General features: G+C 73.3%; 13 protein-coding genes. 4 read left to right on the top strand and 9 right to left on the bottom strand.

All coding sequences use genetic code 11. The annotated features are described in order from the left end of the window. Nucleotide 1: 1 nt before the first annotated feature. The 8 genes from rodA to rimP form a co-directional block, all read right to left on the bottom strand. Nucleotides 2-1138 carry a rod shape-determining protein RodA gene (gene rodA, locus Q0967_RS14705; protein ID WP_298751124.1) on the bottom strand — a complete coding sequence of 379 codons (1137 nt, stop codon included), beginning with the start codon at nucleotides 1136-1138 and terminating at the stop codon, nucleotides 2-4. 7 nt (nucleotides 1139-1145) lie between these two features. Continuing rightward, nucleotides 1146-2111: a bifunctional riboflavin kinase/FAD synthetase gene (locus tag Q0967_RS14700; protein WP_298751122.1), complete on the bottom strand. Its 966-nt coding sequence runs from the start codon at nucleotides 2109-2111 to the stop codon at nucleotides 1146-1148. Between the two features lie 10 nt (nucleotides 2112-2121). Continuing rightward, nucleotides 2122-3045, bottom strand: a complete 924-nt coding sequence (gene truB / locus Q0967_RS14695) for a tRNA pseudouridine(55) synthase TruB (protein WP_298751119.1) — start codon at nucleotides 3043-3045, stop codon at nucleotides 2122-2124. After that, a complete protein-coding gene (gene rbfA / locus Q0967_RS14690; protein ID WP_298751117.1) occupies nucleotides 3042-3494 on the bottom strand; it encodes a 30S ribosome-binding factor RbfA in 453 nt (150 codons plus the stop codon). Before rbfA ends, truB begins: the two co-directional genes overlap by 4 nt. 138 nt (nucleotides 3495-3632) lie before the next feature. After that, nucleotides 3633-6452, bottom strand: coding sequence for a translation initiation factor IF-2 (infB, locus tag Q0967_RS14685; protein ID WP_298751115.1), 2820 nt, complete (start codon nucleotides 6450-6452; stop codon nucleotides 3633-3635). Between the two features lie 194 nt (nucleotides 6453-6646). After that, nucleotides 6647-6901, bottom strand: a complete 255-nt coding sequence (locus Q0967_RS14680) for a YlxR family protein (protein ID WP_298751278.1) — start codon at nucleotides 6899-6901, stop codon at nucleotides 6647-6649. Between the two features lie 61 nt (nucleotides 6902-6962). Further along, nucleotides 6963-7994: a transcription termination factor NusA gene (nusA, locus tag Q0967_RS14675; protein WP_298751112.1), complete on the bottom strand. Its 1032-nt coding sequence runs from the start codon at nucleotides 7992-7994 to the stop codon at nucleotides 6963-6965. Beyond that, nucleotides 7994-8509 (bottom strand): ribosome maturation factor RimP, encoded by a 516-nt coding sequence (gene rimP / locus Q0967_RS14670; protein WP_298751109.1) that lies wholly within the window; start codon nucleotides 8507-8509, stop codon nucleotides 7994-7996. The genes nusA and rimP overlap by 1 nt, the downstream gene beginning before the upstream one ends. A gap of 102 nt (nucleotides 8510-8611) precedes the next feature. On the opposite strand from rimP, the gene Q0967_RS14665 reads away from it, so the two are divergent. The 4 genes from Q0967_RS14665 to Q0967_RS14650 all read left to right on the top strand — a co-directional run bounded on the left by Q0967_RS14665 (nucleotide 8612) and on the right by Q0967_RS14650 (nucleotide 13931). Further along, nucleotides 8612-9586 (top strand): DUF4439 domain-containing protein, encoded by a 975-nt coding sequence (locus Q0967_RS14665; protein WP_298751107.1) that lies wholly within the window; start codon nucleotides 8612-8614, stop codon nucleotides 9584-9586. A 46-nt stretch (nucleotides 9587-9632) separates the two neighbouring features. Continuing rightward, complete coding sequence (locus tag Q0967_RS14660; RefSeq protein ID WP_298751105.1) at nucleotides 9633-10676, top strand: peptidoglycan bridge formation glycyltransferase FemA/FemB family protein; 1044 nt, start codon at nucleotides 9633-9635, stop codon at nucleotides 10674-10676. A gap of 55 nt (nucleotides 10677-10731) precedes the next feature. Continuing rightward, nucleotides 10732-12675: a thioredoxin domain-containing protein gene (locus tag Q0967_RS14655; RefSeq protein ID WP_298751103.1), complete on the top strand. Its 1944-nt coding sequence runs from the start codon at nucleotides 10732-10734 to the stop codon at nucleotides 12673-12675. A 137-nt stretch (nucleotides 12676-12812) separates the two neighbouring features. After that, nucleotides 12813-13931 carry an LCP family protein gene (locus Q0967_RS14650; protein ID WP_298751101.1) on the top strand — a complete coding sequence of 373 codons (1119 nt, stop codon included), beginning with the start codon at nucleotides 12813-12815 and terminating at the stop codon, nucleotides 13929-13931. Nucleotides 13932-13949: 18 nt separating this feature from the next. On the opposite strand, the gene Q0967_RS14645 is transcribed toward Q0967_RS14650, so the two are convergent. Continuing rightward, nucleotides 13950-14750: a TSUP family transporter gene (locus Q0967_RS14645; protein ID WP_298751099.1), complete on the bottom strand. Its 801-nt coding sequence runs from the start codon at nucleotides 14748-14750 to the stop codon at nucleotides 13950-13952. Between the last annotated feature and the right edge of the window lie 2 nt (nucleotides 14751-14752).

Here is a 14752-nt window from a genome sequence, read left to right as displayed (position 1 = left end):
CTCATCTTGGCAGGTTCGACCTGGGCCGCCAAGACGGGCGCGTCGCCCGGTCCCGCCCGCTGGCGCAGGCCAGGAGCCCCAGCGCCACCCAGCAGGCCAGCATCGAGGACCCCCCGTAGGACAGGAACGGCAGGGGCAGCCCGGTGACCGGCATGAGCCCGAGGTTCATCCCGATGTTCTCGAAGATCTGGAAGCCGAACCACGACGAGACCCCGACCGCGAGCAGGCGCCCGAAGGGGTCCTCGCACCGCAGCGCGACCACCAGACCTCGGACGACCAGGAACCCCAGCAGCACCAGCAGGCCGACCGCACCGACGAAGCCCAGCTCCTCCCCGGCCACGGTGAAGATGAAGTCGGTGTACTGGAAGGGGATGAACCCGCCCTGCGTCTGGGGCCCCTCGCCCAGGCCGGTGCCCGACCACCCTCCGGAGCCGATCGCCAACCGTGCCTGCCGCGTCTGGTAGCCGATGCCCTCGGGGTCCAGCCCAGGGTTCCGGAAGGCCAGCAGCCGGTCCACCTGGTAGGGGTCCAGCAGCGGGATCCGGATGGCCGCGACGACCGTGGCGCACACGGCCGCGGCGGCGGCCGCGGTCCACCGCCACGAGGCGCCGGAGGTCGCGACCACGACGAGGGTGAGGACACCCAGCACGAGGCCGCTGCCGAGGTCGGGCTGCAGCATGATGAGACCGATGGGGACCGCCGCCAGCACCCACGCCGGGAGCACCTCTCGCCACCCCGGTCGGCGGTAGGGGTCTCGGCCCTCGGCCAGGATCATCGCCAGCCCCACGACCAGGCCGATCTTGGCGAGCTCGGCGGGCTGCAGCGAGAAGCCCCCGGGCAGGAACAGCCAGGACCGCGAGCCGTTGACCGTCTGCCCCACCGGCGTGAGGACCAGGACGAGACCGGACAGTCCCCCGAGGTAGACCCAGGGGGCTGCGGCGCGCAGCCAGCGCACGTCCAGCGCGATGACCGCGAGGCCCACGACGACGCCGACCACCGTGTTGACGAGGTGCCGCACGGCCAGGGCCGTCCCGGCCCACTCGTGGGTCGAGGACCAGATGAGGACGGCACCCACGAGGCTCAGCCCGAGCCCGGCCACGAAGGGGGCCCAGTCCGTGCGGAGGTAGCGCTCCCGCACGGAGGGGTCAGTCCCCCGCGAGGAGGGCGCGGCTCCGGTCCACGTCGTGCGCCATCTGCTCGGTGAGCTCCTCGACGGACCCGAACCGCACGTTGCCCCGCAGCCGGGCCAGGAAGTCCACGCTGACGCACTCGCCGTAGAGGTCGAGGTCGGTGCGGTCCAGGACGTAGGCCTCGACCGTGCGGTCGTCGACGTCGTCGAAGGTGGGGTTGGTCCCGACCGAGATCGCCGCCGGCAGCCGGCGGTCGGGGTCGTCGGCGTCGACGGCGGGTCGCTCCAGCCAGCCGGCGTAGACGCCGTCCGCCGGCACCATGCCCACCCGGTCGGGGCCCAGGTTGGCCGTGGGGTAGCCGAGCTGCCGGCCGCGGTGGTGGCCGTGCACCACCGTCCCGGAGACCCGGTGGAGGCGGTCCGTGATCTGGGCGGCCAGGGTCATGTCCCCGTCGGCGATGGCCTGACGCAGCGCGGTCGAGGACCACGTCCGCCGCCCGTCCGCCAGGGCACCCGCCGTGTGCTGCACGACCACCTCGAACCCGTGCACCTCGCCCAGCTGACGCATCGTGGCGACGTCCCCGGAGTTGTGCAGGCCGAACCTCGTGTCCTGGCCGACCACGACCACCTCGGCCCGCAGCCCGTCCACGAAGGTCTCGACGACGAAGTCCTCCGGCAGGAGCCGGGCGTACTCCCGGGTGAACTCGATGACGACCACCCCGTCGAGGCCCGCCTCCTCCAGCAGCTGCAGACGGTGCTCCAGCCCGACGATCTCCCGGGGCGCCCGCTCCGGGTGCAGCACGGCGACCGGGTGGGGGTCGAAGGTGACGGCGACCGCCGGGACGCCGCGCTCGCGCGCCAGGTCGGTGACGGTCCGCAGCACGGCCCGGTGGCCCAGGTGGACACCGTCGAAGTTGCCGAGGGTCGCCACCGTCGGGCCGAGGTCGTCGGGAAGGTCCTCCACGCTGGTCCAGCGATGCACGGGCGTCACTCTAACCGGACCCGGCAGGAGCCAGGACCACGTGCGCCCGCGCCTCGTCGCGAGACTCGTCGAGCACCGCGACCAGGTGCCCGTCGGGGGCGAACGCCGCCACCGGCTCGCTGCGTCCGGGCTGCTCGGCGGGTATGCGGCGACCGTGCCCGAGGGCCTGTGCCTCGGAGTCGTCGAGCAGCCGGGCGGTGAGCGTGGCGCGGGCGGCGTCGGCCAGCGGGAGGAGCTGACGGGCCACCGCACCGTCGGCGGACAACGCCTCGAGCGCACTGGCGGCCCCGACCCGCAGCCCACCCACCCGGGTCCGTCGCAGGGCGGTGAGATGGCCACCGACCCCGAGGGCGGCACCGAGGTCGCGGGCGAGGGCCCGGACGTAGGTCCCGGAGGAGACCTCGACCTCGATGTCCAGGTCCACCGTCGGGCCTTCCCGGCGGACCTGCTGCACCTCGAAGCGGGCGACCCGGACCGGGCGGGCGGCCAGCTGCACGTCCTGGCCCGCGCGCACCCTGGCGTAGGAGCGCTCCCCCCGGACCTTGATGGCGCTGACGGCGCTGGGCACCTGCTGGAGGTCGCCCGTGAGGTCCCGCACCGCGGCGGCGATCTCGTCCTCGGACAGGTCCGACGCGTCCGCCGTGGAGACGACCTCACCCTCGGCGTCGTCGGTGAGGGTGGCCTGTCCCAGCCGCACGGTGGCGGTGTAGGCCTTGTCGCTCCCCACGAGGAAGGTCAGCAGCTTGGTGCCCCGGCCCACCCCCAGGACGAGCACCCCGGTGGCCATCGGGTCGAGCGTGCCGGCATGACCGACCTTGCGGGTCCCGCACAGCCGGCGGGCCCGGGCGACGACGTCGTGGCTGGTCCACCCGGAGGGCTTGTCCACGACGAGCAGGCCGTCACCCACGAAGGGCGCCCGCTGCGGACCGCTCATGCGCCGGAGGACCCCTGGTCCTCCTCGGCGGTCCGGGGCTTGCGGTACGGGTCCGGCTCGCCGGCGTAGCCCGACGCCTGACGTCCGGCGGCGAGCTCGGCGTCGCGCCGCGCCACCTGCTGGAGCAGGTCGTCCATGTGCTGCGCGTCCTCGGGCAGCGCGTCGAGGATGAACTCGACGGTCGGCGTGAGGCGGATGCCCAGACCCTTGCCGACGAAGCTGCGCAGCCGGCCCCGGTAGGTCTGGAGGATCTCCGCCGCCACCTCCCGGTCCTCGTCGCTGCCGAGCACCGTGTAGAAGACGCTGGCGTGCTGGAGGTCGCCGGTGACCCGGACGTCGGTGATCGTCACGAAGCCGACCCTCTCGTCCTTGACCACCTGGGACAGTCCCTGGGTCACCAGCTGCTTGGTCCGCTCGGCGATGCGTCGCGCGCGTGCCTGGTCTGCCATCTCGTCCTCCTCGAGCTGTCGGGCCTCCCCCGGCTGAAGGGCAGGGCCGGCCCATCCTACGGAGCCGGTCGTCGCGAGCGACGAGGCCGGTCCTGCGCCCTGGGGCGTGGGACCGGCCTCGTCGTCCGTCGGGTCACCTCAGGTGCGGGGGATCTCCCGCATCTCGTAGGTGGTGATGAGGTCGTCCGCCTGCAGGTCGTTGAACGACCCCAGGTTGACACCGCACTCGAAGCCCTCGCGGACCTCCGTGACGTCGTCCTTGAACCGCCGCAGGCCGGCGATCTGCAGGTTCTCGGTGATGACGACCCCGTTGCGGGTGATGCGGGCCTTGGCACCGCGGCGCATCTCGCCGCTGCGCACGAGGCACCCCGCCACGTTGCCGAACTTGGAGCTGCGGAAGATCTCGCGGACCTCCGCCGTCCCGGTCTCGACCTCTTCGTACTCGGGCTTGAGCATGCCCTTGAGGGCGTTCTCGATGTCCTCGATGGCCTGGTAGATCACCGAGTAGTAGCGGATCTCCACGCCTTCCTTGTCGGCGTAGTCGGCGTTCTGACCCTCCGCCCGGACGTTGAAGCCGAGGATGACCGCGTCGGAGGCGACCGCGAGGTTGATGTTGTTCATCGTGATCGCGCCGACCCCTCGGTCGATGATGCGCAGGTCGACCTCGTCGCCGACGTCGATCTGCAGCAGCGCGTCCTCCAGGGCCTCGACGGACCCCGACACGTCACCCTTGAGGATGAGGTTGAGGGTCTCGACCTTGCCCTGCGCGAGGGCCTGGTTGAGGTCCTCGAGGCTGATCCGCTTGCGCGACTTGGCCAGCGCGGCCTGTCGGTCGGCAGCCTCGCGCTTCTCGGCGATCTGTCGGGCGGTGCGATCGTCGGGCGCCACCAGGAAGGTGTCGCCCGCCCGCGCCACGGTGTCCATCCCGAGCACCTGCACCGGGCGTGACGGGGTGGCCTCGTCGACGTTGGTGCCGTGCTCGTCCAGCAGCGCACGTACCCGACCGTGGCTGCCGCCGGAGACGATCGCGTCACCGACCCGCAGGGTGCCCTGCTGGACCAGCACGGTCGCGACCGCGCCGCGGCCCTTGTCCAGGTTGGCCTCGATCGCCACACCGCGCGCGTCCTTGTCGGGATTGGCCCGCAGGTCCAGCGCGGCGTCGGCGGTGAGCAGCACGGCATCGAGCAGCTGGTCGATGTTGAGCTGGTTCTTGGCCGACACGTCGACGAACATCGTCTCGCCGCCGTACTCCTCGGCGATGAGGTTGTACTCGGTCAGCTGACCGCGCACCTTGGCCGCGTCCGCGCCGTCGACGTCGATCTTGTTGACGGCGACCACGATCGGCACGTCCGCCGCCTGGGCGTGGTTGAGCGCCTCGATCGTCTGCGGCATCACGCCGTCGTCGGCGGCGACGACGAGGATCGCGATGTCGGTCACCTTGGCACCACGGGCACGCATGGCGGTGAACGCCTCGTGACCCGGGGTGTCGATGAAGGTGATCGCGCGCTCCTGACCGTCGTGCTCGGTGTGCACCTGGTAGGCGCCGATGTGCTGGGTGATGCCACCCGCCTCGTCGCCGCCCACGTCCGCCTGCCGGATGGCGTCCAGCAACCGGGTCTTGCCGTGGTCGACGTGACCCATGACCGTGACGACCGGGGGGCGGGCCTCGAGGTCCTCGTCGGACTCGGCGTCCGCCTCGGCATCGAGGTCGATGTTGAAGGAGCTGAACAGCTCTCGCTCCTCCTCCTCCGGCGACACCACGCGGATGGTGTAGTCGAGCTCGGCGCCGAGCACCCCGAAGGTGTCCTCGTCCAGGGACTGGGTGGCCGTGGCCATCTCACCGAGGTGGAAGAGGACGGTCACCAGCGACGCGGGGTCGACGTTGATCTTGTCGGCGAAGTCGGTCAGCGAGGCACCACGACGCACCGTGACGGTCGCGCCGTTGCCGCGGGGCACGTTGACGCCGCCGATGGCGGGCGCCTGCATCTGCTCGAACTCGGCGCGCTTGGCCCGCTTGGACTTGCGACCACGAACCTTCCCGCCGCCTCGACCGAACGCACCCGCCGTGCCGCCGCGGCCACGGGGACCGCCACCGCGTCCGCCACCGGGACCACGGAAACCTCCCGCGGCACCGGGGCCACCGGGTCCGCCCCCACCGGGACGGCCACGGCCACCGCCGCGCGCAGGACGCTCGCCGGGACGGGGCACCGCGGCCTGGGCCGGCATCATGCCCGGGTTCGGACGGGGTCCGCCGGGACGAGGCCCGGCGGCACCGGTGCCCTGCCGTGCGGCCGGGCGCTCGGAGCCTCGGCTGCCACCGGGCCGGGGCATGCCCTGGCTGGTGGCGAACGGGTTGTTGCCCGGCCGCGGCGAGCCGCCGCGATCGCCCTGACCACCGCGGCGGTCACGGGACTGGCCCATCCCCTGGTTGGAGCTGAAGGGGTTGTTGCCCGGCCGCGGGCCCGGCTTGGCGCCGGGTCGCGGGGTCTTGGGCGCGGCCTTGGCGGCCGGCGCCTGCGGAGTGGGGGCCTGCGGGGTCGGGGCCGGGGTCTGGGGCCTGGGCTCCGCGGCGGGGGTCGCCGGTGCGGACTGCTCGGGAGCGGACTGCTCCGGGGCGGCAGGTTCGCTCGGGCGCGGCTCCGGCGTGGCCTCGGGGGCGGCCGACGTCGGGGTGTCCGCCTTCTCCTTCTCGGCGGACGGGGCCGGGGTGGCGCTGCGCGCCGGGCCCGGCTTGGGGGCGGTGGCACCCGACCGCTTCGCGGCCGGTGCCTGGTCCGACCCGGAGGTCGTGGACCCGGAGCCCGCAGGCGGGTTCTCCCGGATCTTGCGTACGACGGGGGGCTCGATGGTCGACGATGCCGACCTCACGAACTCTCCCTGGTCCTTCAGGTGGGCGAGCAGCTCTTTGCTCTCGACCCCGAGCTCCTTGGCGAGCTCGTAAACCCTGAGCTTTGGCACGGTGTGGTGTCTCCTTGGTGTCTGGCGCCACGACCGAACCCGCTCGGGGAGGTCGCGACTACTGCTGGTGGGTGCTCATCGCTGAGTACTCATCGGGTGCTCATCAGCGTCAAACCCGCTTCCGGTGTCCTCGATGACAGGCCGTAGCCCGCCCGTGGTGCGTCTCTGCGGACCGGTCGGTCCGGAGAGGTCCTTCACCCGCGCTGCTCCGCCGAGTGCCGGAGCACCTCCGCGAGGTCGACCGTCACCGGCGCCGAGAGGCGCAGGGCACGGACGACGGCGCGGCGAGCCACGGCCGACTCGACACACCCGGTGCGGGGGTGCACGTAGGCACCTCGCCCCGGGAGACGTCGGCGTTCGTCCGGGACGACCGTCCACGATCCGGCGTCGTCCCGACGAGCCACCAGCCGCAGCAGCGCGGCCTGTTCGTCCCGTCGCCGACACCCCACGCAGGTGCGCACAGGCGAGCCTGTCCGCACCGGGAGGTCAACTACGGTCCGACCCTTCACTCTACACGCTGGCGTCGGGTGACGTGGTCGCTGCCCCGTGCTCGACCTGCTCCTCGGTGTCGGCCCGGATGTCGATCTTCCAGCCGGTCAGCCGGTTGGCGAGGCGGGCGTTCTGGCCCTCGCGGCCGATGGCCAGCGACAGCTGGTAGTCGGGGACCACCACCCGCACCTGCTTGGTGCGCGTGTCGACCACGGCCGCCGAGGTCACCCGGGCGGGCGACAGGGCCGCCGCCACGAAGGCCGCCGGGTCGTCGTCGTAGTCGACGATGTCGATCTTCTCCCCCTGGAGCTCGGCCATCACCGCCCGCACCCGCTGACCCATGGGGCCGATGCAGGCGCCCTTGGCGTTGACCCCGGGCACCGGCGAGTGGACCGCGATCTTGGTCCGATGTCCGGCCTCGCGGGCGATGGCCTCGATCTGCACGGTGCCGTCGGCGATCTCGGGCACCTCCAGGGCGAAGAGCCGGCGCACCAGGTTGGGGTGGGTCCGCGACAGCATGACGTGCGGCCCGCGCATCCCTCGCTTGGCGCTCACGACGTAGCAGCGCAGCCGCTGCCCGTGCTCGTAGCTCTCCCCCGGCACCTGCTCGGAGACCGGGAGCTCGCCCTCGATCGTCCCGAAGTCCACGAGCACGCGGCGCGGGTCGTTGGACTGCTGGATGACGCCGGAGACGATGTCCCCCTCGCGTCCGCGGAAGTCCCCGAGGATGGCGTCGTCCTCGAGGTCCCGCATGCGCTGGGTGATGACCTGGCGAGCGGTGGAGGCGGCAACCCTCCCGAAGCCCTCGGGGGTGTCGTCGTACTCCGGCCCGGGCTCGCCCCGCGTGCCGTCCTCCAGGACGGGCGGGTCCTCGCGCGCCCAGACGGTCACGTGACCGCTGGTCCGGTCCAGCTCGACGCGGGCGTGGCGGGCATGCCCCTCGATGCGCTGGTAGGCGGAGAGCAGAGCCTGCTCGATCGCCTCGGCGATGACGTCCATGGGGATCTCGCGCTCGCGCTCGAGCAAGCGGAGCGCGGCCATGTCGATGTCCATCATGCGTCCTTTCCGTCGGGGCGGGTGAACTCGATCTGGACCTGGGCCCGCGTCACCTCGGACAGCGGTACCGGGTGGTCCTCCCCCTCCAGCCGCAGCTCCGAGGACCCGGCGGCGAGCAACCGCGAGGTCGTCGAGCTGCCGTCGGTGCGCACCACGGTGAGCAACCGCCCCACGTTGCGCCGGAAGTCCGCCGGGGTGGTGAGAGCGCGGTCGGTGCCCGCCGAGCTCACCTCGAGGGTGTAGGCACGCTCCCCCATGACCGCACACCCGTCCAGGGCGGAGGACACCACCGTCGTGGCCTCGGACACCTCGTCGAGGCTCAGCGGCTCGACCGTGGACGTGGTGTCGTCCGCGGGGATGGCGGACACGTCGCGGGCGAGCAGGACGCGGACCAGCCGTCGCCGTCCGGCTTCCTGCACCCTGACGTCGTCGACCACCACGTCCAGCTCGGCGTGCTGCAGCGCCTCGGAGGTGTGCTGCGTGATCGTCGCGGCGGCGGCGCGGGCGTCCATGCGGTGCTCCTCAGTCTTCTGCTGTCGGCGGGCCGGGCACGCACAGGTGCCCGCGGCGTGCTGCCCCGGGGTGAACAGCCTACCGTCTGCGAGGATGCACCCATGCCCCCCGCCGCCACCTCCCGCCGCACCCTCCTGCGCGTGGGAGCCGGCGTCGCCACCGGAGCGCTGCTCGCGGGCTGCAGCGGCGAGCGGCTGCGCACCCCGTGGTCGCCGGACCCCTCGACCGACGCCCTCGAGGGTCGCGCGAGCCCGGACCTCCCCCTGCTGCGGGAGGTCCGCCACCGGGTCTCGGGCTACCGCGACCTGCTCGCGGGCACCCGCCCGACCGGGCAGGGCCGGCAGCTGGCGCGCACCCTGGACGAGGTGTGGACGACGCAGGAGGAACGCCTCGACCTGGTCCTGCGGGCGCTCGACGGCAGCAGCGCGCAGGACGGCGAGGACGTGGCGGCGACCACCGCGCCGGGGGACGACGCCGCGGTCACCTCGACCGGCCCGACGGAGCTGGTGGAGGTCGGGCGCAGGGTGCGGGACGACCTGTCGACCATGCTCGAGGCCGTCGCGACCTCCACCTCGGTGCACCGTCCCATGCTCCTGTCGCTCGCGGCCCAGCACCTGGCGAGCGCAGACCGCCTGGGGGCCGGCACGGACTGGCCCCCGCTCGTCGGACCCACCGGGACCGCGGCGGTCCCGGTCCTGGCCCGCACCCGTCCCGCCGTCTTCGCGCTGGAGGTGGTCACGGCGCGCTCCGGCGGGGAGGAGCGGGAGCGCTACGAGCAGGTGCTGGCCCCGCTGCGCTCGGTCACCCGCTCCCTCGTCACGCTGGCGGGGGACGCCGCCCCGGTGCCACCGCTGGGCTACGACCTCCCCGAGCCGCTCGCCGACGGCGAGCAGCGCCTCGCGCTCGCGCGGGCCGTGGTGCAGGACATCGCACCGGCGGTCCTGACGGTCGCCGACCGCGCCGGGTCGGACGTGGAGCAGGTGGAGTCCTCCCTGCGGCTCGTCCTGGAGGCCGACCTCTGGGCGGACCGGCTGGGTGTGCCCGCGCAGCCCTTCCCGGGCATGAGCCTGCCCTGAGCCGTCCTCCCCGGCCGGAGGGCTCGGTGACCGTAGGGTGAGCGCCATGGCACTGACGTTCGTGACCTCACCCACCGCGCAGGAGTGGGACGACCTCATCGCCGCCACACCGGCGGGCGGCAACATCTTCCAGAGCCACGAGATCGGGGAGGTCAAGCGCCTGGCCCGATGGGTCCCGCGCCACGCCGTGGTCGACGGCGTCGCGCTGACCATCCACGAGAAGGTCGCACCGGGGTTCGGCAAGGTCTGGTACGCCCCGAAGGGCCCGTGCGTCGCCGAGGTGGACCGACTCGCCGCGCTGCTCCCGGACCTGTGGGAGCGCGCGCGGGCGGAGGGTGTGCTCTTCGTCCGGATCGAGCCCGAGATCCCGGAGACCCCCGAGAGCCTCGAGGCGATGAGGTCCCTGGGCCTGGTCCGTACCGACCCCGTCCAGCCGCACTCCTCGACGGTCGTCTTCCCGCTGCCCGAGGACGAGGACGAGCTGCTCGCCGCCTACCCCGCCAAGACCCGCAACATGGTGCGCCGCGCCATGCGGGACGGCGTGGAGGTCGTCCGCGCGCAGGACGTGCCGGAGACGTACGAGACGATGTGGCAGCTGTGGCAGGACGTCGTCCGCGACCAGCAGCTGGGGGTGCGCAGCAAGGACTACCACGTGAGCTCCTGGCAGACCCTCGTGCGCGGCGGCCACGCCCAGGTGCTCGTCGCGAGCGCGCACGGCCAGCCGGTCGCCTGGGCCCTGGTCACCACCATCGGCGAGCACGCCGAGTACAAGGAGGGCGCCAGCCTGCGCGACCGGCCGGTCCCCGGCGCGAGCCAGCTCGTGCAGTACGAGGGGATGCGCTGGGCCATCGGGCGCGGCGCGCGCACCTACGACCTGGTCGGCGTCCCGCACTCCAGCCGGCTCGACGACCCCAGTCATCCCCGGCACGGCATCGGCAAGTTCAAGCGCGGCTTCACCAAGGAGGTCACCGACTGGGTGGGCGCCTGGGACCTGGTGCTGCGCCCCCGCCGGTATGCCGTGTGGGAGCGGATCGGCGAGCGCGTCGTCGCGCGCCTGCAGCGGCGGGAGCCCGGCGACGCCTTCTGGTGAGCCCAGGCCTGAACCTGCCCTGAGCCGTCCCGCCCGGCGAGGCAGACTGGGGGCCATGCCGAACCGTCTCGCCAGCAGCACCTCGCCCTACCTCCTGCAGCACGCGGACAACCCCGTGGACTGGTGGGAGTGGGGCGAGGACGCCTTCGAGCAGGCGCGACACCGCGGGGTGCCCGTCCTGCTGTCCGTGGGGTATGCCGCCTGCCACTGGTGCCACGTCATGGCGCACGAGTCCTTCGAGGACGAGGAGGTGGCCCAGGTCCTGCGCGAGGGCTACGTGGCGGTCAAGGTGGACCGCGAGGAGCGCCCGGACGTCGACGCCGCCTACATGAGCGCCACCACGGCGCTCACCGGGCACGGGGGCTGGCCGATGACGTGTCTGCTCACGCCCACGGGTGAGCCGTTCTGGGCGGGGACCTACCTGCCGAAGGACGACCTGCTGCGCCTGCTGCGTGCCGCCGCTCGGCAGTGGACGTCGGAGCGGGGCCGGATGGAGGAGGGTGCCGACCAGATGGCCGCGCGGCTGCGGGAGGCGCACGCGCGCGCCGGGGCCGCCGGGGGTGTGGGCGAGATCGACCTCGCCCGTGCGGTGGCCGATCTGGCCTCCGACCACGACCCTCAGTGGGGAGGGTTCGGCGGGGCGCCGAAGTTCCCGCCGTCCATGGTCCTGGCGTTCCTCCTGCGCCACCACGCCCGCACCGGGGCCGAGGACGCGCTGACGATGGTGCGGAGCACCTGCGAGCACCTCGCCCGGTCCGGCACCTACGACCAGGTCGGTGGCGGCTTCGCGAGGTATGCCGTGGACCGCGCCTGGGCGGTCCCGCACTTCGAGAAGATGCTCTACGACAACGCGCTGCTGCTGGGGGTCTACACCGACCTGGCCCGGACCGACGAGACCTCGCGTCCCTGGGCCGAGCGCGTCGTGCGGGAGACGGTCGAGTGGCTCGTCCGCGAGCTGTGGACCGAGCAGGAGGCCTTCGCCAGCTCGCTGGACGCCGACACCGAGGGGGTGGAGGGGGCGACCTACACCTGGACCCGGGCAGAGCTGGCAGCCGCCCTCGGACCCGAGGACGGCGAGGCGGCCGCCGACCTGCTCGGGGTCACCGGGACCGGCACGGTGGAGCACGGGCGGTCCACGCTGCAGCTGCGCTCGGACCCCCACGACCGCGCGTGGTTCGCCGGGGTCCGGCAGCGCCTGGACGTCGCCCGGAGCCTGCGACCCCAGCCGGGCCGGGACGACAAGGTCGTGACCGCCTGGAACGGGCTCCTGGTCGGTGCGCTGGCGCACGCGGGCTGGGTGTTCGGGGAGGAGGACTGGGTCGACCTCGCCGCACGCTGCGCCCGCTTCCTCCTGGACATCCACGTCGTCGACGGGCGCCTGCGACGCAGCTCGCGGGACGGCGTCGTGGGCCGCTCGCTGGGCGTGGCCGAGGACGTGGGCAACCTCGCCGACGGCCTTCTGGCGCTGCACCGGGCGACCGGGGACCCCCGGTGGCTCGACGAGGCCGACCACCTCCTCGACCGCGCCCTCGACCTCTTCGGTGAACCGGACGGAGGCTTCGCGGCCACGGGGCGCGACGGCGAGCAGCTCTTCCTCGCCCCGTCGGCCACCGGCGACAACGCCGAGCCGGGAGGGCTGTCCGCCCTCACGGTCGCGCTCGTGCGGGCCGGCGCGCAGGGCTCCCGCGCGGACCGGTTGGACCGCGCCCGTCAGGCCCTCGCACGGGTCGCGGCCACCGCGCAGCAGGCGCCGCGCTTCGCCGGGTGGTCCCTGGTGGCGGCCGAGGAGCTGGCCGCCGGACCGGTCACGGTGCACCTGGGGGCCCGCCCGGGCGCCGACCTGGCGCGGGCCGCGGGCCGCACCCCGGTGGGCACCCTCGTCGTCCGTCCCACGACCGGTGGCGGTGACCCCGCCACGGAGGTCGGCCCCGGCCTGGCGCTGGTCTGCCGAGGGACGGTGTGCGGTCTGCCGTCCGCCGACCCGGCCGACCTCCCCTGACGACACCGACGACCCTGACGACACCGGAGAGACTGACGACACCGACGACGGTGACGACGGTGACGGCGCTGGGCGACGCCGCACCGCGCCCGCGGCGGCCCTCCGGCCCGGGCGCCTGCGTCTGCGAGCATGGGGGCGTGCGCATCTCCCGGGCCCTGGCCACCCTCACCGCCACGCTGGTGCTGACCTCGTGCAGCGGCGGCGACCCCGCCACCACGCAGGTGGCCCCCACCACCGAGCAGGCCGACGCGGTGACGTCGTCCGCGAGCGCACCCGCGGCGACCGACGACACCGCCGGCACCGGCTCCCCCGACGACGCGGCCGCCACGAGCACGGCGGTCGCGGGCGACTCCTCGCCCCCCACCGGGTCCGCGACGACGTCCTTGACGGCGACGGCGGCGGAGCGGACCTCGGCCGCACCCGAGAGCTCCCCCCTAGGCAGCGGGCCGGTGACCATCCTGCTGGTGGGGACCGACTCGCGGGACCCCTCCTCGATGAGCGGGCAGTCCGACACCATCATGCTGCTGCACCTGCCGGCCGACCGTGAGGACGTCGCGCTCATCTCGTTCACCCGCGACATGTGGGTGGACATCCCGGGGCTGGGCCAGGGGAAGATCAACTCGGCGTTCGCCCGGGGCGGCACCGACACGCTGCGTGCCACGGTCTCCGACCTGCTCGGTGGGGTGGAGATCGACTACGTGCTGCAGTCCAACTTCCAGGGGTTCATCAACCTCACCCGGTGGTTGGAGGGTTTCGAGGTCGACAACCAGCACGCCTCCTCGGTGGTGGTCGGCTCCACCGGTCGGGAGGTCGTCTTCCCGGAGGGCGAGATCTGGCTGGAGAACACCGACGGGCTCATCTACGCCCGGCAGCGCCAGACGCTGCCCCTGGGGGACCTCGACCGCACCGAGCGTCAGCGGGCGGTGATGATCGGGATGATGGAGCGGCTGCAGGAACGCCTCGAGGAGGACCCGCAGGACTTCCCGGAGCTGGTGGCCAACCTGAGGGACAACGTCAAGGTGACCGGGGACCTCGACGTCGCCGACTTCGTCGCGCTCGCCCCGCTGCTCACCGAGCTCGACCCCGAGGACACCATCTCGCTCATGGTGCCCCTCACCGGCTTCGACATGGTCCAGGGTCAGTCGGTCAACGTCGTCGACCGCGAGCAGACCGCGGCGCTGGGGCAGGCGGTCCGCAAGGACTCCCTCGAGGCCTACGTCGAGCGCTGGGGAAGCGGCTACGCCCCCGGCGGGTGACGCGGGAGCCGGACGGTGTCAGCCCGCGAGCTGCACCCAGGTGTCGTAGCCGAGCTTGGCGACGAAGGCGACGAGGACCACCACGAAGAAGACCCGCACGAACCTGCTGCCCCGTGAGACCGCCACCCTGGCTCCGAGATAGCCGCCGACGACGTTCGAGGCGCCCATGAGCAGCCCGACCGACCAGATCACCGCCCCCTGCGGGACGAACACGGCCAGCGCCGCGAGGTTGGTGGCGAGGTTGGCGATCTTGGCCTTCGCGCTCGCCTCGAGGAACCCGTACCCCAGGATGCTGACCAGCGCGAAGACAAAGAACGAGCCCGTCCCGGGACCCAGCGCACCGTCGTAGGCGCCCACCACCAGCCCGATGAGGACGGCCCACGCCAGGTGCCGCCGCCGTGAGTGGGCGAAGCGCAGCGTCTGCATCTGCCCCATGGACGGCTTCAGGAGCGTGTAGGCCCCCACCGCCACCAGGACGACCAGGATGAGCGGGGTGAAGGCGGCCTTGGGGATGTGGAAGGCCAGCGCCGCACCGGCCGCGCTGCCGCAGAGCGCGGCACCCGCCAGGGGGAGCGCGGTGCGCAGGTCGGGCCGGATGCGGCGCAGGTAGGTGAGGGAGCTGGTGGTGGTGCCGCAGATCGAGCCCAGCTTGTTGGTGGCCAGCAGCTGCACCGGGGTCGCGCCCGGCAGCGCGAGGAGCAGCGCCGGGAGCTGCACCAGCCCGCCACCGCCGACGACGGCGTCGATGAACCCGGCAGCGAGGCCGGCGAGCGCGAGGAGGAGCAGGACCCGTGGCTCCAGGTCGAGCGAGGCCAGCACCG

The sequence above is a fragment of the uncultured Serinicoccus sp. genome (assembly GCF_947500995.1).
Taxonomy (GTDB): Bacteria; Actinomycetota; Actinomycetes; order Actinomycetales; family Dermatophilaceae; genus Ornithinicoccus.
Note: the sequence above shows the minus strand (reverse complement) of the source record. Positions and strands in the feature narration are given on the sequence as shown.